The organism is Pseudomonas sp. BLCC-B112, assembly GCF_028550695.1.
Lineage (GTDB): Bacteria > Pseudomonadota > Gammaproteobacteria > Pseudomonadales > Pseudomonadaceae > Aquipseudomonas > Aquipseudomonas danubii.
Genome location: NZ_JAQQGK010000005.1, coordinates 43,809 through 68,379, shown reverse-complemented (window position 1 = coordinate 68,379; position 24,571 = coordinate 43,809). Strand labels below are relative to the sequence as shown.

The 24,571-nt window shown below is 63.3% G+C and carries 24 protein-coding genes; 11 read left to right on the top strand and 13 right to left on the bottom strand.

Annotation, left to right across the window (positions count from 1 at the left end):
- The first annotated feature begins 16 nt into the window (after positions 1-16).
- Both speA and PQT43_RS14205 read left to right on the top strand, forming a co-directional pair.
- A complete protein-coding gene (gene speA / locus PQT43_RS14210; RefSeq protein WP_102862997.1) occupies positions 17-1,930 on the top strand; it encodes an arginine decarboxylase in 1,914 nt (637 codons plus the stop codon).
- Positions 1,931-2,104: 174 nt separating this feature from the next.
- Positions 2,105-2,980 carry an alpha/beta hydrolase gene (locus tag PQT43_RS14205; RefSeq protein ID WP_102881945.1) on the top strand — a complete coding sequence of 292 codons (876 nt, stop codon included), beginning with the start codon at positions 2,105-2,107 and terminating at the stop codon, positions 2,978-2,980.
- On the opposite strand, the gene PQT43_RS14200 is transcribed toward PQT43_RS14205, so the two are convergent.
- Both PQT43_RS14200 and PQT43_RS14195 read right to left on the bottom strand, forming a co-directional pair.
- Positions 2,974-4,320, bottom strand: a complete 1,347-nt coding sequence (locus tag PQT43_RS14200) for an MATE family efflux transporter (protein ID WP_110595482.1) — start codon at positions 4,318-4,320, stop codon at positions 2,974-2,976. The genes PQT43_RS14205 and PQT43_RS14200 overlap by 7 nt on opposite strands.
- A gap of 67 nt (positions 4,321-4,387) precedes the next feature.
- Complete coding sequence (locus PQT43_RS14195) at positions 4,388-4,681, bottom strand: hypothetical protein (protein WP_102863000.1); 294 nt, start codon at positions 4,679-4,681, stop codon at positions 4,388-4,390.
- 189 nt (positions 4,682-4,870) lie between these two features.
- Between PQT43_RS14195 and PQT43_RS14190 the strand changes: the two genes are divergently transcribed.
- The 5 genes from PQT43_RS14190 (at position 4,871) to PQT43_RS14170 (ending at position 9,337) form a co-directional block, all read left to right on the top strand.
- Positions 4,871-5,176 carry a MazG-like family protein gene (locus PQT43_RS14190; protein WP_102863001.1) on the top strand — a complete coding sequence of 102 codons (306 nt, stop codon included), beginning with the start codon at positions 4,871-4,873 and terminating at the stop codon, positions 5,174-5,176.
- Positions 5,173-5,922, top strand: a complete 750-nt coding sequence (locus PQT43_RS14185) for a methyltransferase (protein WP_102863002.1) — start codon at positions 5,173-5,175, stop codon at positions 5,920-5,922. Before PQT43_RS14190 ends, PQT43_RS14185 begins: the two co-directional genes overlap by 4 nt.
- Before the next feature lie 11 nt (positions 5,923-5,933).
- Positions 5,934-6,542, top strand: coding sequence for a DUF4136 domain-containing protein (locus tag PQT43_RS14180; protein WP_102863003.1), 609 nt, complete (start codon positions 5,934-5,936; stop codon positions 6,540-6,542).
- Positions 6,543-6,583: 41 nt separating this feature from the next.
- Positions 6,584-7,141, top strand: a complete 558-nt coding sequence (locus PQT43_RS14175) for a DUF4136 domain-containing protein (protein WP_102881942.1) — start codon at positions 6,584-6,586, stop codon at positions 7,139-7,141.
- A 177-nt stretch (positions 7,142-7,318) separates the two neighbouring features.
- The gene (locus tag PQT43_RS14170; RefSeq protein WP_272754176.1) at positions 7,319-9,337 is read left to right on the top strand and encodes a pilus assembly protein TadG-related protein; all 2,019 of its coding nucleotides are present in this window, start codon (positions 7,319-7,321) and stop codon (positions 9,335-9,337) included.
- On the opposite strand, the gene PQT43_RS14165 is transcribed toward PQT43_RS14170, so the two are convergent.
- Both PQT43_RS14165 and PQT43_RS14160 read right to left on the bottom strand, forming a co-directional pair.
- Positions 9,322-12,084, bottom strand: a complete 2,763-nt coding sequence (locus PQT43_RS14165) for a PAS domain-containing sensor histidine kinase (protein WP_272754175.1) — start codon at positions 12,082-12,084, stop codon at positions 9,322-9,324. The two genes, PQT43_RS14170 and PQT43_RS14165, sit on opposite strands and share 16 nt — an antisense overlap.
- Positions 12,081-12,518: a TadE/TadG family type IV pilus assembly protein gene (locus PQT43_RS14160; protein ID WP_110650860.1), complete on the bottom strand. Its 438-nt coding sequence runs from the start codon at positions 12,516-12,518 to the stop codon at positions 12,081-12,083. Before PQT43_RS14160 ends, PQT43_RS14165 begins: the two co-directional genes overlap by 4 nt.
- Positions 12,519-12,592: 74 nt before the next feature.
- Between PQT43_RS14160 and PQT43_RS14155 the strand changes: the two genes are divergently transcribed.
- Positions 12,593-13,063 (top strand): A24 family peptidase, encoded by a 471-nt coding sequence (locus tag PQT43_RS14155; protein WP_267269319.1) that lies wholly within the window; start codon positions 12,593-12,595, stop codon positions 13,061-13,063.
- A 126-nt stretch (positions 13,064-13,189) separates the two neighbouring features.
- Complete coding sequence (locus PQT43_RS14150; RefSeq protein WP_110595489.1) at positions 13,190-13,978, top strand: response regulator transcription factor; 789 nt, start codon at positions 13,190-13,192, stop codon at positions 13,976-13,978.
- A 56-nt stretch (positions 13,979-14,034) separates the two neighbouring features.
- Here the strand turns inward: PQT43_RS14150 and PQT43_RS14145 are convergent, their stop codons facing one another.
- The 8 genes from PQT43_RS14145 to cpaB are packed head-to-tail and all read right to left on the bottom strand — an operon-like array spanning position 14,035 to position 21,501.
- Positions 14,035-14,301, bottom strand: a complete 267-nt coding sequence (locus PQT43_RS14145) for a DUF3613 domain-containing protein (protein ID WP_102881936.1) — start codon at positions 14,299-14,301, stop codon at positions 14,035-14,037.
- 1 nt (position 14,302) lies between these two features.
- On the bottom strand, positions 14,303-15,037 hold the full coding sequence (locus PQT43_RS14140) for a tetratricopeptide repeat protein (protein WP_267269320.1): 735 nt from the start codon (positions 15,035-15,037) through the stop codon (positions 14,303-14,305).
- A 10-nt stretch (positions 15,038-15,047) separates the two neighbouring features.
- Positions 15,048-15,932: a type II secretion system F family protein gene (locus tag PQT43_RS14135; RefSeq protein WP_102863012.1), complete on the bottom strand. Its 885-nt coding sequence runs from the start codon at positions 15,930-15,932 to the stop codon at positions 15,048-15,050.
- Position 15,933: 1 nt separating this feature from the next.
- Positions 15,934-16,815 carry a type II secretion system F family protein gene (locus PQT43_RS14130; protein ID WP_272754173.1) on the bottom strand — a complete coding sequence of 294 codons (882 nt, stop codon included), beginning with the start codon at positions 16,813-16,815 and terminating at the stop codon, positions 15,934-15,936.
- Positions 16,816-16,831: 16 nt separating this feature from the next.
- Positions 16,832-18,112, bottom strand: a complete 1,281-nt coding sequence (locus PQT43_RS14125) for a CpaF family protein (RefSeq protein ID WP_272754172.1) — start codon at positions 18,110-18,112, stop codon at positions 16,832-16,834.
- Positions 18,109-19,296, bottom strand: coding sequence for an AAA family ATPase (locus PQT43_RS14120; protein ID WP_102881934.1), 1,188 nt, complete (start codon positions 19,294-19,296; stop codon positions 18,109-18,111). The genes PQT43_RS14125 and PQT43_RS14120 overlap by 4 nt, the downstream gene beginning before the upstream one ends.
- A complete protein-coding gene (locus tag PQT43_RS14115; RefSeq protein ID WP_272754171.1) occupies positions 19,293-20,546 on the bottom strand; it encodes a type II and III secretion system protein family protein in 1,254 nt (417 codons plus the stop codon). Before PQT43_RS14115 ends, PQT43_RS14120 begins: the two co-directional genes overlap by 4 nt.
- A gap of 19 nt (positions 20,547-20,565) precedes the next feature.
- Positions 20,566-21,501 carry a Flp pilus assembly protein CpaB gene (gene cpaB / locus PQT43_RS14110; RefSeq protein WP_102881932.1) on the bottom strand — a complete coding sequence of 312 codons (936 nt, stop codon included), beginning with the start codon at positions 21,499-21,501 and terminating at the stop codon, positions 20,566-20,568.
- Positions 21,502-21,830: 329 nt separating this feature from the next.
- Here cpaB and PQT43_RS14105 point away from each other — a divergent pair, with 329 nt between their 5' ends.
- Together PQT43_RS14105 and PQT43_RS14100 are read left to right on the top strand one after the other, a co-directional pair.
- Positions 21,831-22,037, top strand: a complete 207-nt coding sequence (locus PQT43_RS14105; protein WP_253084201.1) for a Flp family type IVb pilin — start codon at positions 21,831-21,833, stop codon at positions 22,035-22,037.
- A gap of 187 nt (positions 22,038-22,224) precedes the next feature.
- Positions 22,225-22,638 (top strand): response regulator, encoded by a 414-nt coding sequence (locus PQT43_RS14100; protein WP_272754170.1) that lies wholly within the window; start codon positions 22,225-22,227, stop codon positions 22,636-22,638.
- 74 nt (positions 22,639-22,712) lie between these two features.
- Here PQT43_RS14100 and PQT43_RS14095 read toward each other — a convergent pair whose 3' ends face one another.
- Positions 22,713-24,389, bottom strand: a complete 1,677-nt coding sequence (locus tag PQT43_RS14095; protein ID WP_272754169.1) for a ShlB/FhaC/HecB family hemolysin secretion/activation protein — start codon at positions 24,387-24,389, stop codon at positions 22,713-22,715.
- Positions 24,390-24,571: the final 182 nt, after the last annotated feature.

The following is a 24,571-nucleotide window of genomic DNA, read 5'->3' as shown; positions in this document are numbered from 1 at the left end:
TTTATAGGGGACTTCGATGTCCGTACGACGCACACGTAAAGACGATGGCAGCCAATGGACCGTTGCGGACAGCCGCAGTGTCTACGGGATTCGCCATTGGGGGGCCGGGTATTTCGCGATCAATGACGCCGGTCGCGTCGAAGTTCGCCCGAATGGCCCGAGCAGTTTGCCCATCGATCTGTTCGAACAAGTCGAGGAGCTGCGCAAGAGCGGCTTGTCCCTGCCTTTGCTGGTGCGCTTCCCGGACATCCTCCAGGACCGTGTACGCCAGCTGACCGGCGCTTTCGACGCCAACATCGCGCGCCTGGAATACCAGAGCAAGTACACCGCCCTGTACCCGATCAAGGTCAACCAGCAAGAAGCGGTGATCGAGAACATCATCGCCACTCAGAACGTCTCCATCGGCCTGGAAGCCGGCTCCAAGCCGGAGCTGCTGGCGGTTCTGGCCCTGGCGCCCAAGGGCGGCACCATCGTCTGCAACGGGTACAAGGACCGTGAGTTCATTCGCCTGGCGCTGATGGGCCAGAAGCTTGGCCACAACGTGTTCATCGTCATCGAGAAAGAGTCCGAAGTGGGCCTGGTGATCGAGGAAGCGGCCTCCCTCAAGGTCAAGCCACAGGTGGGCCTGCGGGTGCGTCTGTCGTCCCTGGCCTCGAGCAAGTGGGCCGACACCGGCGGCGAGAAATCCAAGTTCGGCCTGTCGGCGGCGCAACTGCTGTCGGTGGTGGAGCGCTTCCGCGCCGCCGGCCTGGACCAGGGCATCCGCCTGCTGCACTTCCACATGGGCTCGCAGATCGCCAACCTGGCGGACTACCAGCACGGTTTCAAGGAAGCCATCCGCTACTATGGCGAACTGCGCAACCTCGGCTTGCCGGTGGATCACATCGACGTCGGTGGTGGCCTGGGCGTGGACTACGACGGTACCCACTCGCGCAACGCCAGCTCGATCAACTACGACATGGACGACTACGCCGGCGTGGTGGTGGGCATGCTCAAGGAATTCTGCGATGCGCAGAACCTGCCGCACCCGCACATCTTCTCCGAGAGCGGCCGTTCCCTGACCGCCCACCACGCCATGCTGGTGGTGCAGGTGACCGACGTCGAGAAACACAACGACGACGTGCCGAAGATCGAAAACAAGGAAGAGCTGCCGGAAACCGTGCAATGGCTGGTGGACCTGCTGGGGCCGACCGACATCGAGATGGTCACCGAAACCTACTGGCGCGCCACGCACTACATGAGCGACGTCGCCGCCCAATACGCCGATGGCAAGCTGACCCTGGCCGAAAAAGCCCTGGCCGAGCAGTGCTACTTCGCCGTGTGCCGTCGCCTGCACAACTCGCTCAAGGCACGTCAGCGTTCCCACCGCCAGGTGCTGGACGAACTCAACGACAAGCTGGCGGACAAGTACATCTGCAACTTCTCGGTGTTCCAGAGCCTGCCGGACACCTGGGCCATCGGCCAGGTGCTGCCGATCCTGCCGTTGCACCGTCTCGACGAAGAGCCGCTGCGTCGCGCGGTGCTGCAAGACCTGACCTGCGACTCCGACGGCAAGATCAAGCAGTACGTCGATGAGCAGAGCATCGAGACCAGCCTGCCGGTTCATGGCCTCAACGAGGGCGAGGACTACCTGCTGGGGATCTTCCTGGTGGGCGCCTACCAGGAAATCCTCGGCGACATGCACAACCTGTTCGGTGACACCGACTCGGTGAACATCTACCAGCGGCCCAATGGCAGCGTGTACCACGCCGGGATCGAGACCCACGACACCATCGAAGACATGCTGCGTTACGTGCACTTGTCGCCGGAGGAGTTGATGACTCATTACCGCGATAAAGTGGCCAGCGCCAAGATCAGCGCCGCCGAGCGCACCCAGTTCCTCGACGCCTTGCGCCTGGGCCTGACCCGCTCGTCCTACCTGTCGTCCTGAAGGCCCGGGCATCCCCAGTGATGCCTGTTCCGTCCCGGCACAAAGCCGCGCCCTGCGATGGAGGGCGCGGCTTTTTTTTGAACTGTTTCCAGGTTCGCCACGCAAGAGGGGGCCCCGTTCCATTTCAGCTAGCCTGCAAAGAGGCGTCCATGGTGGGCGCAACGAGGCTTGCTGATGCTCAATACATCGAAAGGCGCCTGGCGTCTGCTGTTCGGCACCCTGGTGCTCAGCCTGCTGGCGGCCTGTTCACCGCTCAAGGCGCTTAATTCCCTGACCCCCGACAGCACCTTTATCAAGACCCGGGACATTGCCTATGGCAGCGATCCACGGCAGAAGCTGGATGTCTATCAGCCCCGGCAGGCGGTTCCCGGTGCACCGGTGGTGGTGTTCTTTTACGGTGGCAGTTGGAACAGCGGCTCGCGCAACGACTACGACTTTGTCGGCGAGGCCCTGGCCTCTCGGGGCATGGTGGCGGTCCTGGCGGACTACCGGCTGTATCCACAGGTGCGCTATCCGGCCTTTCTTGAAGACGCGGCCCGCGCCGTGGCCTGGACCCATGAACATATCGGTGAGTTTGGCGCCGACCCGCGGCGGTTGTATCTGATGGGGCACAGTTCTGGCGCCTACAACGCGGCCATGCTCGCCCTGGACTCGCGCTTGCTGGGGCAAGTCGGGCTGACGCCGCAGATCATCAAGGGCTGGATCGGCCTGGCCGGGCCCTATGACTTTCTGCCGATCCGCAACCCTGAGGTGCGCCCGGTGTTTTTCTACCCTGATTCGCCGCCGGACTCGCAGCCGATCAACCACGTCAGCCGCGGCGCGCCGCCGGCGCTGCTGATAGCGTCCGATGATGATTCGCTGGTCAACCCACAGCGTAATACCGGTGGCCTGGCCAGCAAGCTGCGAGCGGCAGGAGTACCGGTGCAGGAGTTCTATTTCTCCCGCACTGGCCACGCCACGCTGGTGGCCGCCTTGTCTCGCCCCTTGCGTGGGCTGGCGCCGGTACTGGATCGGGTCAGTGGTTTTGTCGAGTCGACGCCGACTCAGTGAGCCCCGGCAAACCAGCCGTCGCGCCGCTCCAGGTGCCAGGCGAAGGCTGCCAGGGTCAGGCTGCGCAGGAGCATGAACAGCAGAAAGGTCAGCCACAGGCCGTGGTTGCCGAAGCCTTGCAGGCCCCAGGCGAAGGGCAGTAGCAGGAGCACGGTGAGGAGCATGCCGTTGCGCATTTCCCGGGCTCGGGTGGCACCGATGAACAGGCCGTCCAGCAGGTAGCTCCAGACGGCGATCAGGGGCAGTACGGCAAGGTAGGGCAAATAGCTGAAGGCGGTCTGGCGGACCTCGGGAATGTTGGTCTGCATTTCGATGAACAGGTGGCCCCCCAGCAAGAACATCAGCGCGAATCCCAGGCTGGCCAGCAATGACCAGCCACCGGCCACCACCAGCGAACGGCGCAGGGCCTGGCGATCGTGGGCGCCGATGGCGTGGCCGCACAGGGCTTCCACCGCGTGGGCCAGTCCGTCCAGGGCATGGGCGGTGAGCAACAGGCCGTTGAGCAGCAGAGCGTTGGCTGCCACCGTGGCATCCCCGAGGCGGGCGCCTTGTACGGTGATCAGGAAAAACACCGATTGCAGGGCCAGGCTGCGGATGAAGATGTCACGGTTCACTGCCAGCAGCGGGCGCCAGCTCTGCCAGCGGCGCAGCGCGGCCCAGACGATCCGTCCCGGATAGGCGCGCAGGGCCGGCCGGGTCATGGCCAGGCCGATCAATGCCCCGGTCCATTCGGCGATCACCGAGGCCCGGGCCGAGCCCACCACGCCCCAGTCCAGGCCCAGGACGAACCACAGGTTGAGCGCGATGTTCACCAGGTTGGTACTGAGCAGGATGGCCAGCGGTGCCCGGGCATTCTGGGTGCCGAGGAACCAGCCCACCAGGGCGAAGCTGGCCAGGGCCGCTGGTAGGCCCAGCAATCGAGTGTGGAAAAATGCCCGGGTCATCTGGTCCAGGCCCGCCGAGGGTTGCATCAGGTGCAAGGCCGCGCCGCTCAGCGGCACGCCGATGGCCCCCAGCAACAGTGCCAGGCCCAACGCCAGCAACAGGCCCTGGAGGAGGATCTGGCGCAGGGCGGCACCGTCGCCGCGGCCGGCGGCCTGGGCGGCAAACCCGGTGGCCCCCATGCGCAGAAAACCCATGGCCCAGGCCAGGAAGGTATAGAGGCTGGCGCCTACTGCCACGGCCCCCAACTGATGGGCGTGGGGCAAGTGACCGATCACGGTGCTGTCCACCAGGGCCACCAGGGGCACGGAAATATTCGACAGGATCATCGGCGCGGCCAGGGCCCAGACGCGGCGATGGGTGGGGCGATGATGCCAATCGGTGATCAGGGGGGACATGCGGGCTCCTTGCGAGAGCCGGCATTGTAGCCTCGGCGACGAGAGGCGCCGAGGTTTCAGAAGGGGATCAGTGAATGATCCAGCTCAGCAGCCAGAGACCGAGCACCAGCCAGATGATGCCGAGGATGATCGAGGCGCGCATGAAGGCGCGGATCGCCGAGTAGAGGAACATCAGGCCGATGATCAGGCCAATGATGCTGACAATGGAGGTGTCCATCCCCAGGGCCCGGGACAGTCCGTCGACGAAGTTGCCACCGGCGTGGGTCAGGGTATTGAACAACCCGCTGAGCAGGTCGACGATAAACCGGATGACCGAACCTATGGCCTGGCCAAGCCACTCGAAGAAACTTTCTACCTGCATGTGTGCGTCCTGATGAAAGAGGGGGCGGGTGCCCGAGCTCAACCTTGGGCCATGAATGCCCGCAGCGAGTTCCCTGTTAAGCATAGAAGCTGCCGGGGCCGCTCATTCTGTAGGAGCCGACCGGTCGGCGAAAGCACTCTTGCGTCCCACGGCTATCCCCCGGAAGCTATACGCCTTCAGGAGACCCCGATGAATCTAGAGCAACTGACCCAACGCCTGCACGCCATTCGTGACCACAACGATTGGCGGCAATTTCACAGCCCGAAGAACCTGGCCATGGCCGCCAGCGTCGAGATGGCGGAGCTGGTGGAAATCTTCCAGTGGCTGACCGAGGAGCAGTCGCGGCAACTGCCCGCGGACAAGCTGGCTCACGCCGGACAGGAGGTAGGCGATATCGTCCTCTACCTGCTCTTGCTATGCAGTGAACTGGGACTGGACATGGACCAGGTGGTGCGCAGCAAGCTGGCGGACAGCGAACGGCGGTTCTGCTCATGAGCGATCGGCATTTCGACCAACTGGCCACTCGTTTCGCTGAGAAGATCTATGGCGGCGCCAAGGGCGCGATCCGCCTTGCGGTGCTCCAGGCCGACCTCAAGGAAAGCCTGCCCGAGCGGCCGCTGCGGGTGCTGGATATCGGTGCCGGCCTTGGGCACATGTCTCTGTGGCTGGCCCAGCACGGGCATCAGGTGACCCTGGCCGAGCCCGCCGCGCCGATGCTCGAAGGCGCCCGCCAGCGCTTTGCCGAGGCCGGGCAGCAGGCGACCTTCATCCAGGCTCCCTGGCAGGAACTGCTGGGGCAACTGACCGAGCCCTACGACCTGGTGCTCTGCCATGCGGTGCTGGAATGGCTGGCCGAGCCCCACGCGATCCTGCCGGTACTGCACCAACTGACCAGCGCCGATGGCTGGCTGTCCCTGGCGTTCTATAACCGCGATGCCCTGGTTTATCGCAATCTGCTCAAGGGCCACTTTCGCAAGCTGCGCAAGAACGATATGGCCGGCGAGAAGCAGAGCCTGACCCCGCAACAACCGCTTGATCCGCGCGAGCTGGCGGCGCAACTTGAGGGCTTGTGGCGAGTCGAAACCCAGAGCGGAGTGCGGGTTTTCCACGATTACATGCCGGTGGAATTCCAGGCTCGCGCCGAGCTGACGGATTTGCTGGAGATGGAATTGGCTCACCGCCGACACCCAGGTTTTGCCGGGCTTGGGCGTTATCTGCATTGGCTGTGCCGGCCGGTCTAACGGAGTGCGCAATGAAACGCCGCCTGGGTCTGATCTTCCTGTGTTCCGGGCTTGCCGCCTGTCAGGGCAGCAATCCCTACGTCGCCAGTAGCAAGCCCCTGCCACCGGCGCCGCCGCAAGCGGCCAACACCTTCGACCGCAGCGCCTATCCGGCGCCGCAACGGGACTATGGGCGCTACCGCAACTGGGCCTGGCTCAATGGGCGCCTGCCCAACGGCTCGGCCTGGGCCGACTCGGCGCAGATCGCCGAGGCGGTCAGCAATGCCCTGGATCAGCAGGGTTTGCGACCGGTGCAAGACCTGCGTCCGGCGGACCTGTGGGTCAGCGCCGACCTGCACCTGGAGAAGCGTCTGCGCCAGGTCCGGGACGATTATGGTTATGGCGGGTACGGGGGGTACAACCGCTACGGGCCGGGTTACGGCATGTACGGCAGCGTGCCGGTGGTGCGCACCTACGAGGTGGAGGTGGTGGTGGTCCGGGTCAATCTGTTTGACGGCGCCAGCGGCCAGCCGGTGTGGAGCGCCAGCGCCGAGACCAGCAGCAGGGGCAGCCTGAGTGAACGTGCCGATTCGCTGCGTGAGGCAGTGCAAAAGGCCATGGCCGCCTATCCTCCCAGTTAGTTGAACGATGCCCGTTTTTGCTCTTCACGCGGAGAAACAGCATGTTCCATCGAATCGCGTTACTGGTGTGCGCCGCCTTGCTCAGTGCCTGCGCTGCCGACCAGATCAATCATGACTTTGACGCCAGCCGGGACTTTGGCGCCTACCGCAGTTGGAGCTGGAAAGAACCCGCCCTGCAATATCGCCCCGACGATCCGCGCATCAAGAGTGACCTGACCGAGCAGCGCATCCGTCAGGCGGTGGCCGAGCAATTGGACCAGCGGGGTCTGCGCCCGGCCCAGGGCGGGAGCCGGGCAGACCTGAATGTCCAGGCGTATCTGATTGTCGAGGACCGTCAGCAACAGGTCACCACCCACTATGGTGGAGGCTGGGGTGGCCCATGGAATGGCTACTGGGGCGGCCCGATGTACAACGAGACCCGTAACATCACCTACAAGGTGGCGACCCTTCAGATCGACTTGCTGGACGGTAAGGACGGCAGGCTGGTGTGGCGTGGCAGTGATGAACAAATGCTCAGCAGCTCGCCCAATCCCGCCGACCGCACGACTGCGGTGCGTACTACGGTGATGCGAATCCTGCAGAACTACCCGCCGCACTGAGGCCTTTACCAGGCAGGAGCACCGGCTTTGGCAAGCGCCACAGGCAGCCTGTGGCGCGCCTTTGCGCCGACAGTCAGGCGAGCTGGCAGCCTGCCAGCACAGGCCCGGGCCTTTGACTACACTGCTGTGCATCGATGGAGAGTGCGCTCGGCTGCGAGCCGGTAAAGGAGTGCCCCGATGTCTCCTCTGAAGCGGTTTACCGGCCCGGCCCGTCAACGTGGCGCCATTGGCCTGATGGCGGCAACGACCCTGGGCCTGGCGCTGTTGCTGATGCTGCTGGTGGTAGACAGCGGCCGGCTCTACATGGAGCAGCGCAAGTTGCAGCGGGTAGCGGACAACGCGGCGCTGGAAGCCGTCAGCCGTGGCGGCAATTGCCTGGCCGGCCTGACGGCCGCCACCTATGTCGGGCAGAGTGCAGTGCGCAATGGCTTTGTCGTCGCCGCCGGCAATACCCTGACCACCAACTGCGGCTTCTTGAGCACCGGAGCCGACGGTTTGCGTACCTTCAATGCCAACCCGGCGCAGTCGGCGGCTGTGCAGGTAATCGCCACTAATACCGTCCCCATCAGTGTGGCCTCGGGTGTTGCTGCGCTGTTCTCGCCAGACCCGATCAACCTCACCACGCAGCTCACGGCCACAGCCGTTGCGGCTGCACCAACGCCGCCGCTGGCGCAACTGAGCATTCGCAGCACCATCGCTACCGTCAACAGCGCCAACTCAGCGTTGCTCAATGCCCTGGTGGGCAACATGCTCGGCGGCAGCGTGAACATCAGTGCCGTGGGCTGGGATGGCCTGCTCAACAGCGATATCAATTTGCTGAGCTACCTCGACCAACTGGCCATCGACCTGGGCGTCGCCGCCGGCAACTACACCCAGTTGCTCAACACCCAGGCGAGCCTGACCCAACTGATCCAGACTGCCGCCACCGTGGTCCAGGCCAATGGTGCTACCGCCGACATACTGGCGGCCCTGGGGAGCCTGCAGGCGGCGGTGAGTGCTCAGATACCGGAGCTGGAACTGGGGGACATCCTGAAACTGCAGACCGGTGCCGTGTCCACCGCGCTGGATGCCAACGTGCAGCTGTTCCAACTGCTGCAAGCGATGGTTCAACTGGCCAACAGCAAGAGCGCGGTGGCGGCGGTAATACCGGCCAACCTGCTGGGCCTGGCCAATGTGACGGTCAGGGTCAAGGTCATCGAGCCACCGCAGTTCTCGGCGGTCGGTGACCCTCGGCTGGCCATCCTCGATCCGTTGGGGCCCAATCGCATCTATGTGAGCACAGCCCAGGTACGGACGCTGGTTTCAGTCGACCTCACGGGCCTGTCCGGGGTGACCGGCCTGGCCAACGCCTTGCTGGGGCTGGTGGGTTCGCTGACGCCGACCCTCAACAGTGTCCTGAGCCTGGACCTGGCGGCCACCATCAACTCCTTGGGCTGCCTGCTGGGCGCCGGGTGCCAGCAAATCGACCCACAAGTGCTGCCTTCTCCGCGAATCGACATCAACCTGGAGTTGGGGGGCGCCAAGGCCTACGTCACCAACTACAGCTGTCCGACGGGCAACACCGGAACCAAAAGCCTCACGGCGTACAGCGAATCGTCCCTGGCCGACATCAAGGTCGGGCAGATTGATCCCAACACGACGTTCTCTTCCTCGACGCAACCTGTGGTGACGCCGCTGCCGATCATCGACTTGGGCATCTGGACCTGTCGCAAGATTCTCGGGATCGGCAGTTGCGGGCCAGCACGCACAGCCTTCGCCGCCGGGGGCATCGGCATCATGGTCGACGCTTCGCTGGGGCTCAGCCAGACCGGGCCGAACGTGGGGCGGGACCTGACTTACTCAAGCGGTGCGCCGGATTTTGCTATCCCCGCGAACGTCAATCAGGCGCCGAGCTACCAGAACGCTGCCCCGACCAACAACCTCGTCAACAGCCTGTCGGGCACTATCTCCGGGATCAGCCTGGAGGTTTACCAGCCGGTCAGCGCCAACCTCCTCGGCTCGGTGGTGGCGGGAGCGGGGGGGCTGATCAATGGTGTCACCAGCCTGATCATGCCGCTGATCAGCAATCTGCTGAGCCCCTTGCTCGATCCGCTGTTGAACAACCTGCTGGCGGCATTGGGGGTCAGCCTGATGGACGTCGATGTCGGCGCCAACCTCACCTGCGGGCAGACGGGCAGGGCCTATCTGGTGATCTGATCCGCCTGGACAATTGGCAGCTCGATGCAAAAGCGCGCGCCGTCCTGGCCGTTGCTGACACTCAGGCGACCGCCCATGTTCTGGACTATGCCGTAGCTCACCGACAGACCGAGCCCGGTGCCGACGCCCACCGGCTTGGTGGTGAAGAAGGGTTCGAAAATCCGTTCCAGCAGCCGCGGGTCGATGCCACCGGCGTTGTCCTCGACCCACAGGCGCACCCACTGTTCGTCGCGCTGGCCATGTACGGCAATCCAGGGTTTGAAATCCTTCTGCTGCCCTTGCTTGCCCAGCAGGGCGTCCCGGGCATTCACCAAAAGGTTGATCAGCACCTGTTCCAACTGGTCGACAAAGCCCAGCACCTGAACCTCGAAACCCAACTCGCTGATACGCAGTTCCAGCCCCTTGCCACGCATGCCCTCGGCCAGCAGCGACAGGGTCCCCTCGATGGCCTGGGCCGGATTGAAGGGCTGTTGCTCCACCTCCGAGCGCCGGCCGAATACCCGCATGTGGTCCACCACGCGAGCGGCCCGCTGGACCTGAGCGTCGATGCGATGGAGTTTTTCGGTCAGGTAGTCGATCTGGATATCGCCACTGTTCAGGCGCTTGAGCACATTGACGATGGCCATGCGCATCACGTTGAGCGGCTGGTTGATTTCATGGGCCAGGCCGGTGGCCATTTCCCCCAGGGTGGCCATTTTCGCGCTTTGCGTCAGTTGCTGCTGGGAACGCCGCACTTCGGTGTTGTCGCGGCCCACGGCCTGGATTTCCAGCAACTGTCCCTGTTCATCGAATACCCCACGATCCGACCAGACCCACCAGGCGTGTTCACGCCCTGGCAGTTGCAGGTTGATCTCGGCGGTGCTGACCGGAAACTCCGGGCTCAGCAACGTGAGCCGCCGTTCAAAACCCTCGCGCTGCTCGGCGGACAGCCACTGTCCGAGATTGCTCCCCGGCAGATCTTCGGCGGCGCACTCCAGGTAGGCCGCCAGCGGCCGGTTGCCGAAGGTCAGGGTCAGGTCCGGGCGGTAGCGGCAGATCATCGCCGGTGAGTCTTCCACCAGAATCCGGTAGCGCTCTTCGCTCTGGCGCACGTGCTCGGCGGCCAGGGTGGCTTCGGTGACGTCCAGCCACAGGCCAACCGCTTCCATCGGCAGGCCCAGGTCATTGCGCAGCAGCCGGGCTTCGTCCAGTACCCAGTGAAAGTTCCCCTGGCGATCCCGGAGTCGGTAGCGGGCATGGACATTGCCCTCACGCAGCAGTTGGCGACAGCGCTGGAAGTACAGGTCGCGGTCCTCGGGATGGACCCAGTCCGCCACGGCGCCTTCGTTGCAGTCTTCCAGGCTCCAGCCCAGCAGCGGTTGCAGGCTGGCGCTGAAAAAACTCGGTTGCAGGGCGCCTTCCAGGTAGCGCTGGACATAGATCACCGCCGGCGAGCTGGCGATCAGGTTATCCAGGCGGGCATGGGCGGCAGCGGCTTGTTGCTGTTGGTTCTTGATATCGCTGATATCCAGCATGAACCCCACCAGCCGTTGCTGTTCCCCTCGTCCCAGGGCCTGGCCCTGCAAACGGTACCAGCGCGTCGCTGCGCTCGGGTCAGCTTCGTGCAGGCGTACGCAGAGCAGCAGCGGCTTGCCCAGCTTCAGGGCCTGCAGGCGGCTGTTGAGTTCGGCGCGGTCGGCGGGGTGAATCAGTTCCAGCCAATCCTGGACGCTGAGTCTGTTGCTGTCGGCGGGCAGTTGCAGGCTGGCGGCCAGTGGCTTGGCCAGCAACACTTCGGCCGTGTCGGCGCGCAGTTCCCACCAACCGGTGCCCAGCAGCCCTTGCAGGGCTTCCAGGCGCTCCAGGTGCAGGTGATGACGCTGTTCCCGCAGGCGGCTGAGCAGTGGCCCGGCCAGGGCCGCAGTGAGCGCCAGCCAGTCGCGGTCCAGCAGGTTGGGCGCGTGTTGCTGTACGGCGTAACAGCCGCACAGCAGCCAGGCCGCGACGCCATGGTCGTCCCGGTAGGGCACCAGAAAACCTTCGCGATGACCGAAGATGCCCTGCAATCGCGGGTGCTCATTCAGGCCCTGGATTTGATTCAGATGCAGCGGTGTTTTGCCGCTCAGGCTATCCAGGCCAGTCCCCAGGTCCTGGTCGTCATGCCACAACCGGGGCGAGTCATGGGCACTGTAGCAACTGTGGATGACCCAGCTTTGTTCCTGTTCGTCGAGCAAGGCCAGGCCTAGGCAGGGGATGTGCCAGTAGCGGGCCAGGTCGGCGAGCTGGTCGTGCAGCACATCCGGCAGGCGGGTCAGGTTGCACAGGCGGATCTGTTCGCTGATCCGCGCGGCGAAGATCTGGCATTGCTCACGGCTCAGGGCCTGTTGGCGTTGCTGGATCAGGTCGCCGATGTCCAGCAGATGCAGCAACCATTGCGAGCCCCAGGGTTGGAGCCAGCCGCGCAGGTGCAAGGTCTTGCCACCCAGCCCGCGCAGGTCCAGGTCCAGCACTTGTCCGCTCCAGTCGGCGGGACGGCCTTCGAGGGCCAGGGTGCTGCCGGGCAGGATGTAGTCCAGCAAGTGTGGTGGTTCGGTGCTGGGGGGCAACTGGGCCAGCCCATGACGCAATGGCCCGCTGCTGGTGAGGACCCGGCCCTGGGGGTCGAGTACCAGTTGCAGGCCAACAGCCTGGGGCGGGACCCGGGACTCGTCGGCGGGGAGTGGCTGACGCCCCAGCAAGCGTCCAAGCAGCTTGTCACCAGAGGTCAAAATTGCACACTCGAGATGGCGCTCAGGTTGGTGGGCAGGTTGGGCACCGGGCCGACCACCGGTAATACCAGGCGCGGCAGTACCTGGGTGAGTTTCTGGGTGGGGTAGTCGATCCGTACTGTGAGTACGCCGTTGGCGTACACCGCGCTGTGGTCGGTGTCAACGAAGTCGAAGGCTGGTGGAATCCAGCTGGTCTGATTCTGCACCACGGTGTTGGCCAGGTCCTGCACCGTGGTGGCGTAGTCGTCGATATTGGGGTCGACCGCCACGGCCCGGCGCACCGCTTCAGCGGTCGCCTGGTTGAAGGATTGCATCAGCAGCAGCGGCAGGCTGTAGCTGACCAGGCCGTAAAACACTGCGAAGAAGATCACGAACACGGCGGCGAATTCGATCGCCACAGCACCTTTCTGCTTTCTAGGGAGGCCCGGTTTCATGAGTGCGTCTACCCTGACAACCACTATGTCCATTGAGCATAGGATCAATCCGGCAAAAGGAACCCTCTTCGGCGATGCATTTCTGGGTTTTGTGGATCTGGTTGGCAATCTGCGCGCTGCAGGATCTGCGTCAGCGGCAGATCGCCAACAGCTTGACTCTGGGCGTCGCGCTGCTGGCCGGCCTATACCTGTTGTGGACCGGCAGTACCTGGCTGGGGGCCAGTGCCGCACAGGGTGGTTGGGCATTGTTGCTGGCCCTGCTGTTCACTTTGCCCGGGTATGCCATGGGGCGGATGGGGGCGGGGGACGTCAAGTTGATGGCGGCCCTGGGGCTGCTCTGCGACCCAGAGCACTTACTGGGGACCTTTATCGGCGCTGGGCTCTGCAGCCTGGTGTGGTTGCTGATCGCGCCCAGGCTCTGGTTTCAGCAGAAACAAGGGCTTGACCCCCAAGCGGGAGGGGCCGGCAGGCGCTTGTCAAAAAAATACCCATTTGCCCCCTTTGTACTGGCTGGAATGGTCTTAACTGTGAGCGTGATCCATTAGTCGCCGGACTGATTAATGCGATGTACATAGTCGGAAAGTGGGTCTAGGTTTTTATGTGTAGCTGCCTGGATCATGCGAGGCAGGACAGGAGTGGCCAGTCGACGAATGGCCCGCACGGAGTAGCACGTGAACAAGCTCACCTCACAGATGAAAGTGCTCGTGGTCGATGATCAGCCACTGATTGTCGAAGAACTTTGCGAGTTTCTTGAAAGCAGTGGTTACCGTTGTGTTCCTTGCGAGTCCAGCCTCCAGGCGATGGAGTGCTTCAACAAGGACCCGGAAATCTCCCTGGTGCTCTGCGATCTGCACATGCCCGATATGGACGGCATCCAGCTGGTGCAGGAACTGCAGCGCCTGGCCGGCAAGCATCGGGTGTTCGAAGCCATCATGCTCACCGGGCAGGCGGACAAACAGGACGTGATCAAGGCCCTGCGCGCCGGCATTGCCGATTACTACCAGAAACCCATCGACCTGGACGAACTTCTCGAAGGCCTGCAGCGTCAGGAAGTCGCCTTGCAGGAGCGGCAGAAGAACCTGCACCTGGGGCACCTGAACCAGAAGCTGCAGTTTCTTTCGGAGTCCATAGACGATCTCTACCAGGACCTGGACAAGGTCCGGCGTACACCCGCCGCTAGTCGCAGCGAGGAGTCTCAGGGCGACAGCGCAGACGCGGATGCCATCGAGATTCCGGCCATCTTCAACCAGCTGTCGCCACGACAACTGGACGTGGCGCGACTGGTGGGCAAGGGGCAGACCAACTACCAGATCGCCTGTGAACTGGGGATCACCGAAAACACCGTAAAACTCTACGTTTCCCAGGTCCTGCGGCTGACCCACATGCACAACCGCACGCAACTGGCCCTGGCCTTGTCACCGAGCAATTCGGGGCTGCGCCAGCGGGTCACCGCACACTGATAACGAGCAGTGCATGGCGGCGGTGATGAGCTCACCGCCGCTCGATTGCCTCCTGGCTACTTGGTTTCCACCTTGCCACCGGCATCCGGGTCGTACAGGTCCGGAATTTCGTAGTGGTATTTTTTCAACCAGCGTTGCAACGCCAGCTCACGTTCCGTGGGGGTCGCCGACTGTGGCTGCGGCGAGGCGGCCAGGTTGCGGCTTTGCAACAGCAGCCAGCCTTCGGTCTCCTGCTGCTGGGGCGAGGCGGGGCCTGCATCGATGGCTTGGGCAGCCAGAGGCATCGTCAGCAGGGCGGTGCAGCAGAGCATGGGCAGTTTCATTTCAGCGCTCCTTGGACGGCGTGGCCTCGGGCTGCAGGGTCGTGGAACCCTTCGCCACCTGGGGCACGGAGGCCGTGGTTGTCGCGGGTTTCCCCAGCGCCTCGGCGCGGGCCTGGGCCTGGGAAAATTGCTGGGGATTCAGGTTGGCCTGGCTGACCACTTCGGCGGCCTGCTTCCAGTTGTCCTGATAAAGCAACAGGGTCACCAGGTTGATGGCCGCCAGCGGCTCGGACTGCTTGAGCTCGATGGCGGTGAGGAATTCGAAGCGTGCATCTTCGATGCGCAACTGGTTGAGGTAGACGACCCCCAGGTCGTTGCGGATTTTTTCATTGGTCGGTGCCAGTCGCGCCGCCCTTTGCAGGTGAGCCTGAGCCTGGCCGTTGTCCCCCCGGGCCGCCGCCAATTGGCCCAGGCCATGCTCGCCCTCGGCGGCTAGGCAGGAGCCCAGCAGGCTGCGGTACAGCGGCTCGGCCTCATCACGGCCCAGCAGGCGGTAGACCCGGGCCTTGCGCACCCGCACTTCGGCGAGGTTGTCCGGCAGGTTCTGCAGGTTGGCCAGGCTGGCGTGCAGCTTGCCGTCGTTGGCCATCTCATCGGCGAGGTTCACCGCCAGCTCCTGCTCTGAGCTGAGCTTGGCGCAACTGGCGGATTGGGTCAGGGCTGCCCACGGCACCTGGCCGTTGCTGGCGCATCCGCCAAGCAGCAACAAACTGGTGGCGACAATCATGGCTTTCATCAAATTCCCTCTAGGCAGCAAAGGCCCGGGCGATGGCGGTGAAGCCCGGCCCGGCCAGCACGATCAACAAGGCGGGGAAGAGAAACAGCATCATCACCACCGACATTTTGGCCGACATTTTCGATATGTATTCCTGCAGGCGAGTCAGGCGCCGGTCGTCGAGCAACTGCTTGAGGGCCTGCAGGGATTTCATCGCCCCGCCGCCTTGCAGTACCAGTTGCTGGAGAATCACACAGGTGTCGGTGAATTCGTCCACCGCCAGCAGGGTCGCGGTCTGGCTGAGCTCCTGGCCCAGCTCCAGGCCCGAATCGACCCGTGCCAGGATCAGGCGCAACTCGTGGGTCAGTTCCGGCAGCAGCTTCCCGGCTTCGTTGCTCAGGACCCGCAGGGCCTGTTCCACGGCCATGCCCGACTCGAACAGAATGCGCAGCAAGGGAATGAAGGTCGAAATCTCCAGGGCGATCTGCTTCTGCCGGCGGTGAGCGGCGTAGGCCAGGGCGCGCTTGGGCAGCAGATAACCGGCCCCGGCCGCCAGCATCGGTACCAGCCATTTGCTTTGCGCGTTGGGGAATGCCACTTCCTGGACAAAGATCACCAGGCACACCGCCAGCACCGGGGTCGCGATCTGGCTGGCGGCGAACAGCGAGCGCTGGCTGGCGCGACGCCAGCCCAGACGGTTGAGCAGGGTCTGGGTCTCGCTGTCCATGCTGACGGCGCGCTGGCCGAAGCGGCTGTCGCCCAACTGTCGCAGCCAACTGCCCAGGCGGTTGTCACGAGTCAGGTTGCCTTGCAGGCGCTGGGCAACCTGGCGCTCGCGCCGGCGTTGCTCCAGCACGCCGTTGCCAAGCAGCAGCAAGGCACCTAAAAACAGCATCGCAGCGGCCAGCAGAAGCATTTCAGATACTCCTCAACATGCGCCACAGGGCCAGGCAGCCGAAGATCTGCAAGCACACGGCAGTGATCAGCATTTTCTGTCCGGAAGGGTCGTGCCACATGCCCAGCATGTAGCCCGGGTTGGTGAGCATGAAGTAGCCCACCAGCAGCAGCGGCAGGGTTCCCAGGACCCAGGCGGTCATGCGGGTTTCGCCGGTCATCGCGCTCAGTTGTCGGGCCCCTTGTTCCCGCTCGCGAATCAGCTTGATCAGGTTTTCCAGGAGCTCGCTGGCGTTGCCGCCATATCGGTGATTGACCTTAAGGCCCAGGGCGAACATGCGTAACTCGTCCTGTTCGTAGAACTCGGCGAAATCGTTGACCGCGTCCGGCAGATTGACCCCCAGTTGCACGTTGCGCTGGATACGCCCCATGGCTTGTTTCAGCGGATCGTTACTGGCCTCGATGGCTCCCAGCACGGCGTCTGCCAGGGTGCGTCCGGACTTCAGGCTGCGCACGCTGTGATCCAGCAAGGGCGGCAGTTGCTCGATCATGCGTTTGAGCCGGCGCTGGTACAGCCAGGCGATATACAGCCGCAACAGCAGCGGTGGGCCGAAGAGGCAGCCCAGCAGTCCGAGCCAGTCCCCCAGCAGGTAGCCCAACAACATCAGCACAGCCCACACCGCCAGCCACAGGCCCAGGCGCTCACTGCGCTGGCCCAGGCCGGCGCGGGCAAAGGCGCGCTCCAGGCCGATCCATGGACTGCGTTGCGGGCTCAGCTCGGGTTGCCCTTCGGCCAGCCGGTTGAGCACTCGCTCACGCTCGGTCTTGCGCACACCGTGGTAGAACAGCCAGCCGGAAAGCCCCAGCAGAATCAGGCAGATCAAGGTAAGCAGCAGGCCGATCATGGGCTACCTCGCCGGTTCAATTGACGCTCAGCCCGCTCTCGCGGCGCAGTTTGTCCCCCGCCGGGTGCAGCGCCTCGCGCAGGAAACCGAAGCCAAAGCCGCTGCGGCGATCCAGGCGGAACAGGGTGTTGGTGACATAGATGTCATCGCGAATGCCCACCACCTCCACCACTTCGCTGACGCAGCGCCGGCCATCGGGCAGGCGGGTCAACTGGATCACCACATCCAGGGCTGCGCAGATCATCTGCCGCAAGGTGCGCTCGGCGATCTGGCGACCGGTCAGGCCCACCAGGGTCTCCAGGCGCAACAGGGCATCCTGAGCGTTGTTGGCGTGTACCGTACTCATGGAACCATCGTGGCCGGTGTTCATCGCGGTCAGTACATCCAGTACTTCCACGCCGCGGATCTCACCGAGGATGATCCGATCCGGGCGCATCCGCAGGGCGTTGCGTATCAGGTCGCTGGCCTTGACCTCGCCATGGCCTTCGGCATTGGGCGGGCGGGTTTCCAGACGCACCACATGGGGGTGCCCCAGTTGCAGTTCGGCCACGTCTTCGATGGTCACCAGCCGTTCGTGGGGATTGATCAACTGGCTGAGGATGTTCAGCAGGGTGGTCTTGCCGGTACCGGTGCCGCCGCTGATCAGGATGTTGCAGCGTTTGCCCACGGCCTCCTGGAGGAACTCGAAGATCGCCAGGTCGATGGTCTGCATGGCGATCAGGTCGCTGCTCTTGAGCATGTCCTTGCGAAATTTACGAATCGACAGGCAGGGGCCGTCCAGGGCGATGGGAGGAATGATGGCGTTGACCCGGCTGCCGTCCGGCAGGCGCGCATCGACCATCGGCGAGGACTCGTCGAGGCGTCGGCCCAAGGGGGCAAGGATCCGTTGCATGACCCGCTCAACATGGTGGGCGTCGATGAAACGCAGGTCGCTCTGGTGCAGCACGCCGTCGCGCTCGACGAATACCCGGTGCGGGCCGTTGACCAGGATCTCGGTCACCGCCGGATCGCGCAGCAGCACTTCCAGGGGGCCGAAGCCGGTCAGCTCATCGACGATTTCCTCCGCCAGCCGTTCCATTTCATAGCGGGAAATCGCCAGGTGCATGCGCGCGATGTACTCCGCCACTTTGTCGGTGATGAACTGCGAGAGGTTCTGCCGGGAGCTTTCCAGCAGGTTTTTCCCCGAGTCTTCGATGGCATCGATGATGTAGCGATGCAGCACCAGCTTCAGGCCTTCGTGATCGCTATTGCCCGGTGCCGGACGAGCCGGGGCGCCAAAGAGTTTTTCGCCGCTCATCTGCCCCCCATGATTCTGTTGAGCCAGCCGGCCTTGGGCTTGGTCAGGCCTTCGGAGCGCTTGGCCAGGCGTTCGCCCAAGGTGCGAATGCTTTGGGTCAGGCTCTCCCGGGGGGCCATTTCAAACAGGGTGACTCCCTGGTTCTTGGCGTTCAGGCGCACCTCCGGGTTGTAGGCCAGCACCGCGATCACTTCCAGGCCGAAAGTCTTGCCCAGGGTTTCGGAATCCGGAGTGACGGCGCGCAGGTAGCGGTCCACCAGCAAGCGTGCGTGCTCCAGTTTCATGCCCTTTTCGCGCCAGTGATTGAGGACCGCCAGGTTGCGCCGGCAGTCGAGGACATTCTGGTCGGTGCACCAGATCAGCTTGTCGCAATGACTGACGAAGGTCCGCAGAGCCTCGCTGTCGGGCTGGCCAACGAGGTTCACCACGATGTGCTGGAAGTGCTGGCGCAAGGCGCTGAGCAACATGTACAGCTCGGCTGCGCTGGTGTGTTCCAGGGGCTCGTCGTGACTGGCGTAGGCGAGGATGCGCAAGCCGGCTTCAGTGCTGGTGAAGGCGCTGTCGATCAGGGTGGTATCCAGGCGCCGCAGGTGGCGCAGGGCATCGCCGAAGTGGAACGAACTTTCCAGCCCCAACAGTGCCAGGCTGTCGCCACGGGGCAGGCCGAGGTCCAGCAGCAGAGTCTGCTGGCCACTCTTTTGCACCACCAGGGCCAGGTGCCCGGACAGGAGTGCGCCGTCGCTATCGGCTTGCGCGCCGTAGAGCACGGTCAGGCCGCCCATCTGGGTGTTGGGCGTCACTGCCGGCAGGCGTTTGCTCAAACGTCGGACCAGACCGGCAACTTCGCTGGAACGCGAGCCGTAGGCGACGAAGTCCCGGGCGCCGGCACGCATGGCGTTGAGGACCAACTGGTTGTCCATGCCATCGCCGAGGGCGACGATCGCCAGCATCGGCTTGGCTTCCAGGGCCCCTTCGATCAGTGCGGCCTGGGCCACCACATGCTCGCGGTCGAGGCCGACGAACACCAGGTTGGCGAAAGTCACGTCCACCAGCGCCAGCAACTCGTCGAGGCTGCCATCGGCCCCTACCACCTGGCCCAGGGGCGCCAGGGCGCCTTGCAGCCATTCAAGATCGGTGCTGTTGCGGGTGATGGCCAGGAACGTCTGGCTCATGTTCTGGCTCATTGCGATAGCCCGCTGCGCTTGTCGAAGTTGCCGTTCTCGAGGAAGAACATGCGATAGAAGTTCGGGTCGTAGCTGCGCAGGCGTTCACCGGGCAAGGCCGGCAGCTTGGCATCGGCGGCCAGGGGCTGGACCAGATGCGGAGTGACCACCATCAGCAGCTCGCGCTCTTCGCGATTGATCGTCGAGTCGCGGAAAAAGGCCCCCAGTACCGGGATGTCCCCCAACCCGGGAAACTTGCTCACCAGGGAACTGTTGCGGGTGCTGATCAGGCCGCTGATGACGAAGCTCTCGCCATCGGCCAGGGAGATGCTGGTGTCCGTGCGTCGTACGATCAGCGCCGGTACCACGGTCCCGGCGATGGTCACGCCGTTGCTGTAGTCCAGCTCACTGACCTCCGGCGCCACTTTCAGCGAAATGCGACCGCTGTCGACAATGGTGGGGGTCAGGGTCAGGCGGATACCGAATTCCTTGTATTCGATGGTTACGCTGTTGCTACCGGTGCTGGGCACCGGAATAGGGATTTCGCCACCGGCCAGGAAGCTTGCGCTCTGGCCGCTGAGGGCCACCAGGGAGGGCCGGGCCAGGGTGTAGGCGAAGCCGCTGCCTTCCAGGGCGTTGATCAGGGTCAGCACCCGGCCGTTGCCGAAGCCGATGTTGAAGGTGCCGTTGTCCAGAGGGATGTTGGTCCGCCGGCCACCGAAGGTCGGGGTGACGCTGCCGGCGGTGCCGGTGGTGACGGGAGCGGTGCCAGGGGAGCCGAACAGGAAGTTGTTTCCGCGGCCGAAGATCGAGGCACTGGCCTCCTTGAGCTTGGTGCGGCTGACCTCGACGAAGCGGATGTCGGTCTGTACCTGGCTGGGCAGCAACGGATCGTCGCTGATTGGCAGGCGGCTGGCGGTCATGTCGGCAGTGGCCCGGCCGCGGACGAACACCATGCTCTGGCGTGGAGTGCTGGAGCAGGAGGTCCAGACCATCAGGCTGGTGGCGCCGGGAGCCATGCCGGTGAGCAGAAAGGCCTTGTTGCCGTTGGCGTGGACATCGGCAACTTTCGGATCGCCTACCGCCAAGCGAGTGATGACCACCGGGGACTGCAGCTCCTGTTGCAAACCTTCGCCGACTTCCAGCACGGCCGGCAACGGCGCCAGGCTCGAGCAGCCCGACATTGGCGCGGCCATGGCCGGGTTCCAGAGCCATTGGCCCAGACTCAGCGTCAGCAGTGTGGTGAACAGCGGCATGGAACGACTGCGCATGTCATGCATCCTTGCTCGATCAGGGGGTTTGTTGAGAGACCTGGTTGCCCCGGATGACCTCCACCGCCGAGCGTGGTCCGCCACCTTGGGCGAGCGGGCTACGGGGAGCTTTGCCGAGGGCCAGTTGAGTGAACTGGAACAGGTTGCTGTTGGCTGCATCGAGGTGGCCGATGGCGTCCTCGTTGCCGGCCCAGTAGTGGGCCAGGCGCTGCTCATCGCTGCTGCGCACGGCCAGTCGCAGCACGCCGACCTGGGTGGCGAGCATCAACCGGCTCAGGAGCTGCTCGGGTACGGCCAGAACCACCGTGCGGGCGGCGATCCGGCGCTGGTCCTGCTTGAGCTTCTCCTCGCGGGTCACCGCTGGGGCGGCGGGCTGTCCGTCATTGGTCAGCCCCAGTTGCTCGCCCACTGCCAATACCCGCATGGCGGGCACGGCGATCTGTGCCGATTGCTGTGGATTGGTCGTGTCCTGACGCAGGAACAACAGCACGTCGACATAGTCCCCGGGGCTCAGTTGCCCGGCGGCGCCGATGACTTCATCCACCGCTACCGCCAGGGCTCGCTCATCGCTGCGAATCATTCGTGCCAGGGTGCCACCGGTCTCGAAGCTCTGGGCGTTGAGCCAGGTGCCGGCACTCAGTTGTCGCCAGGGCGTACGGCCCACCGCCTGGTCAATGGCACTGAGGCTGCCGGCAGGCGCGGTGCGCAGTTTTTCCAGCGCCAGATCCGCGGCGGTGAGCGGAACGAAAGGTGGCACATCGCGCACCAGTACCACCACGGGTTGGCGGGTCTGGTCTTCGGCATTGCTGGTGACTTGTTCGACGACGCGGGGGGCCACCGGTTGAGCCGGTGGTGCCGGTTCGGGTTGACGGCTGAGGACCAGGCCCCAGTAACCGAAAAACACCGCACCCAGCAGCAGAAGTCCAGCCAGACCCATGGTGACGCGACTGTTCATGAAGGCTCTCCCTATCCTGCTGCACTACCAGCCCGTGACTCAAAACGAGTTAATTTCGCAATCAGGCAGCTATGAACATGCAACTATTTCGCTATGTGAAGGTAGTAGAGCTAGGACGAAATGCCATTAAGTCGTCGAAAAATAGCTAACAAAAGTATGAGTTGATTCAATGGGGCGAGTTTTTTGGCGCCAACCATCCGATTAATACTTTGTGATTAATCAGTTCTTACAGTTGCTGGGCCGGGCTTTGTTGACAATGCTCAGGTGGCACCGGGGAATTTTGCCCAGTGCTGTTCCAGTGGCGCCGTCTGGCGCAAAGGAGAGCTAGGATGATTCTTCAATATTTGTTGCTCAGGGCGCGCCTGTTTTTTGACCGCACCGAAGGCGCATCCGCGATCGAGTACGCGATTGTCGTAGCGATGGTTGCAGTGGTGGTCGTAGCGTTCGTTACCCCTCTGGGTGATCGTGTACTGGCCATCTTCAACAACATCCTGACCAGCCTTGGAGGCACCACCGTCACCCGGCCTACCCCTTGACCATCGAAATGGCCCAGATGAGCAGCCGCTGGGCAGCGCTTTCGACAGACCTTCAAGCTACCCCCGGTTCCGTGCAGGCCTTCGGTTTTCTAGAACCGAAGGCCTGCTAGCGGTTGCGTCACTGGTGGCCTGATGTTCGATGGCTGCGTTCAACCACGGGCGTGACGCTCACTCCAGGGTACTGTCCATGACCTCCCCTCAACCCACACGTCAGCAATTGTTGCTGGTGGACGACGAAGAAGATGCGCTGATGGAACTCGCCGAGCTGCTGGAGGGCGACGGCTTTTGCTGCTTTACCGCCACCTCGGTGAAATGTGCTCTGGAACACCTCACCCAGCATCCGGATATTGCTCTGGTGATCACGGACCTGCGCATGCCGGAAGAGGGTGGCCTGTCGCTGATCAAGCGTCTGCGCGAGCACACCTCGCGCCAGCACTTGCCGGTGATCGTCATGTCGGGGCATGCCGACATGGATGACGTCAGTGACCTGTTGCGTCTGCAGGTCCTGGATCTGTTCCGCAAGCCGATCTATTACGTGCGCCTGTTGGAAACCCTCAATAATCTGTTTCCCCAACCCCGGCTGCATATCGTCGGTCCCTGACCTTCAAGCGTGCTCGGTCTTTTTTACCGGCAAAAAAAGACCTGCTGGGGAGCAGGTCAAAATCACCCAACTGTTCAGAGTTGATAGCTGAAACTCAAGGTATAGCGCGGACGGCGGTTGTAGGTGTCCAGGGCTTCATCGGACATGGGTTTGGCGGCCTCCAGGGCGATGTTGTAGTGCTTGGTGTCGCCGAAGCGCAGACCCACAGCCGCCGATGACAGGTTGCTGCCCTTGACCGGCAACTGGTTGAACCAGGTCTTGGAGCGGTCCAGCACGACATAGGGTTGCAGTACCCGGACCCAAGGCCCCTCGCGACGGAAGCTGTAGTTCACCTCATAAGCCACACCCCAACCCTTGTCACCGGTGGCCTGGTCATCGGGATAACCCCGCGCGAAGTTCTGTCCGCCAAAACTGGCCCGTTCACTGTCTGGCAGATTGTCATCGCTCCAGTACAGGGCTGCGGAAAGCACCCCCTGCCAATTGTCGAAGAAACGGTCGCTCTGTACTCCCGCCACACGCAGGCGGAAGAAATCCAGATCGTAGAGTGCGTTGTTGGTCTTGGCTCCCATGCTGTCCAGGCCCTGGTAGAGACCGGCGCTGAGGATTCGCAGTTGGCGCGGATCGGATTTGCTCCAGTCGCTCTCCAGCGCCAGGGCGCGGATATCGGTTTTCTCTTCCAGGGGCAGGGGGGCGTTGTTCAGCCGATAGCGGGTCTTGTCGTTCACTGCATACAGGCGTGTACCGGCGGTGAGCATCTCATTGGGCGAGGCGATGAAGGGGTGGCTGACGCCGATGGAGAAACGGTCGTTTGCGCGATGGGACTCAAGCTCCAGGCCATTGCCCAATTGCACGTTGCTTCGCGGATCACTGCGGTAGCGCGCACCGTAGAGGTTCAACTGCGTGCCCTCGGAACCCAGCAACTGGCTGTAGTCCAGGCGGTAGTAGTGTTCCTTGTCCTTGCCCGGGGGAAACAGTCCGCTGAGGCTCAGCTGTTCGCCCCAGGCCGTTTGCGAGCTGCTGGTAATACCCACCAGGGCCTGCAGACCTTTGCGATTGTCGTCGGTGCTGTTGAGGGTGGTGCTGATGGATTTGCGGCTGGCCACGGCGACCAATTGGGTCGCACCGTCGGTGGTTCCCGGTGGTGGCACCACCGCTTGCAGGGTCACGCCCGGTACCCGGCTCATCAGAGTGGTATAGCGCTCGAAGGTCTTGCGGGTCAGCGGGCGTTCGGCCTTTAGCTTGCTCACCAGCTTGTCCAGATAGGCGGACACCGGGCCGATGTCGCCCTGTAGCTGGTAGTCCCTGATATAGCCCTCCACCAGCACCACCCGCAGGACACCCTGGTTGAAGTTCTGCTGCGGCATGAAGGCGTAGGACAGCAGGTAGCCGTCGTTCTGGTAGCGTCGGGTGATCTCTCGGGTGGCTTCGATCAATTGAGCGAAGCTGGTTTCATGGCCGATCAATGGCTGGTAGATCGCCGCCAACTGCTCAAGAGGGTAGACCGTGCCACCCTCGATCTGGACCTGACGCACCGTAACCTTGGTGCCCATCATCAGCGGCTGCTGCCCTTGGGGGGCGACGGGTTGCTCAGGCGTCTGCAACTGCGGTGTAGCCGGGCGGTAGGCGTCCACTGGCAGGTTGGGTTGGGGCAGGTTGGTAATGCTGTCGTTACTGTTGAGAAAACGGGGAAGGGAGTCGGCGTAAGCGGAGGTACAGCATCCAATCAACAACAAACTGGCCAACGTGCGCATAGGACACTCCATGGTCAAGCCGCAGCGATGCTAAAAGTCCTCATTCCATGCACCATTCAAGGTCTGAGCCCTGATCAGGTGCTGGAGGGTGATGCTCTGGATAAACAAAAAGGCGAGAGATTCATCTGAACCTCTCGCCCTCAACCAAGCGTAGGCGCTGTAGGTGAGGCCGTCGAATCGGC

What these genes read in the sequence shown, in the direction of transcription:
- PQT43_RS14170 (WP_272754176.1), top strand. Translation starts at nt 7,319, where the DNA reads ATGTCTCCTCTGAAGCGGTTTACCGGCCCGGCCCGTCAACGTGGCGCC.
- PQT43_RS14155 (WP_267269319.1), top strand. Translation starts at nt 12,593, where the DNA reads ATGCATTTCTGGGTTTTGTGGATCTGGTTGGCAATCTGCGCGCTGCAG.
- PQT43_RS14160 (WP_110650860.1), bottom strand. Translation starts at nt 12,518, where the DNA reads ATGAAACCGGGCCTCCCTAGAAAGCAGAAAGGTGCTGTGGCGATCGAA.
- PQT43_RS14115 (WP_272754171.1), bottom strand. Translation starts at nt 20,546, where the DNA reads ATGCGCAGTCGTTCCATGCCGCTGTTCACCACACTGCTGACGCTGAGT.
- PQT43_RS14130 (WP_272754173.1), bottom strand. Translation starts at nt 16,815, where the DNA reads ATGATCGGCCTGCTGCTTACCTTGATCTGCCTGATTCTGCTGGGGCTT.
- PQT43_RS14125 (WP_272754172.1), bottom strand. Translation starts at nt 18,112, where the DNA reads ATGAGCGGCGAAAAACTCTTTGGCGCCCCGGCTCGTCCGGCACCGGGC.
- speA (WP_102862997.1), top strand. Translation starts at nt 17, where the DNA reads ATGTCCGTACGACGCACACGTAAAGACGATGGCAGCCAATGGACCGTT.
- PQT43_RS14120 (WP_102881934.1), bottom strand. Translation starts at nt 19,296, where the DNA reads ATGAGCCAGAACATGAGCCAGACGTTCCTGGCCATCACCCGCAACAGC.
- PQT43_RS14140 (WP_267269320.1), bottom strand. Translation starts at nt 15,037, where the DNA reads ATGAAAGCCATGATTGTCGCCACCAGTTTGTTGCTGCTTGGCGGATGC.
- PQT43_RS14180 (WP_102863003.1), top strand. Translation starts at nt 5,934, where the DNA reads ATGAAACGCCGCCTGGGTCTGATCTTCCTGTGTTCCGGGCTTGCCGCC.
- cpaB (WP_102881932.1), bottom strand. Translation starts at nt 21,501, where the DNA reads ATGAACAGTCGCGTCACCATGGGTCTGGCTGGACTTCTGCTGCTGGGT.
- PQT43_RS14190 (WP_102863001.1), top strand. Translation starts at nt 4,871, where the DNA reads ATGAATCTAGAGCAACTGACCCAACGCCTGCACGCCATTCGTGACCAC.
- PQT43_RS14185 (WP_102863002.1), top strand. Translation starts at nt 5,173, where the DNA reads ATGAGCGATCGGCATTTCGACCAACTGGCCACTCGTTTCGCTGAGAAG.
- PQT43_RS14175 (WP_102881942.1), top strand. Translation starts at nt 6,584, where the DNA reads ATGTTCCATCGAATCGCGTTACTGGTGTGCGCCGCCTTGCTCAGTGCC.
- PQT43_RS14105 (WP_253084201.1), top strand. Translation starts at nt 21,831, where the DNA reads ATGATTCTTCAATATTTGTTGCTCAGGGCGCGCCTGTTTTTTGACCGC.
- PQT43_RS14095 (WP_272754169.1), bottom strand. Translation starts at nt 24,389, where the DNA reads ATGCGCACGTTGGCCAGTTTGTTGTTGATTGGATGCTGTACCTCCGCT.
- PQT43_RS14205 (WP_102881945.1), top strand. Translation starts at nt 2,105, where the DNA reads ATGCTCAATACATCGAAAGGCGCCTGGCGTCTGCTGTTCGGCACCCTG.
- PQT43_RS14145 (WP_102881936.1), bottom strand. Translation starts at nt 14,301, where the DNA reads ATGAAACTGCCCATGCTCTGCTGCACCGCCCTGCTGACGATGCCTCTG.
- PQT43_RS14200 (WP_110595482.1), bottom strand. Translation starts at nt 4,320, where the DNA reads ATGTCCCCCCTGATCACCGATTGGCATCATCGCCCCACCCATCGCCGC.
- PQT43_RS14195 (WP_102863000.1), bottom strand. Translation starts at nt 4,681, where the DNA reads ATGCAGGTAGAAAGTTTCTTCGAGTGGCTTGGCCAGGCCATAGGTTCG.
- PQT43_RS14100 (WP_272754170.1), top strand. Translation starts at nt 22,225, where the DNA reads ATGACCTCCCCTCAACCCACACGTCAGCAATTGTTGCTGGTGGACGAC.
- PQT43_RS14135 (WP_102863012.1), bottom strand. Translation starts at nt 15,932, where the DNA reads ATGCTTCTGCTGGCCGCTGCGATGCTGTTTTTAGGTGCCTTGCTGCTG.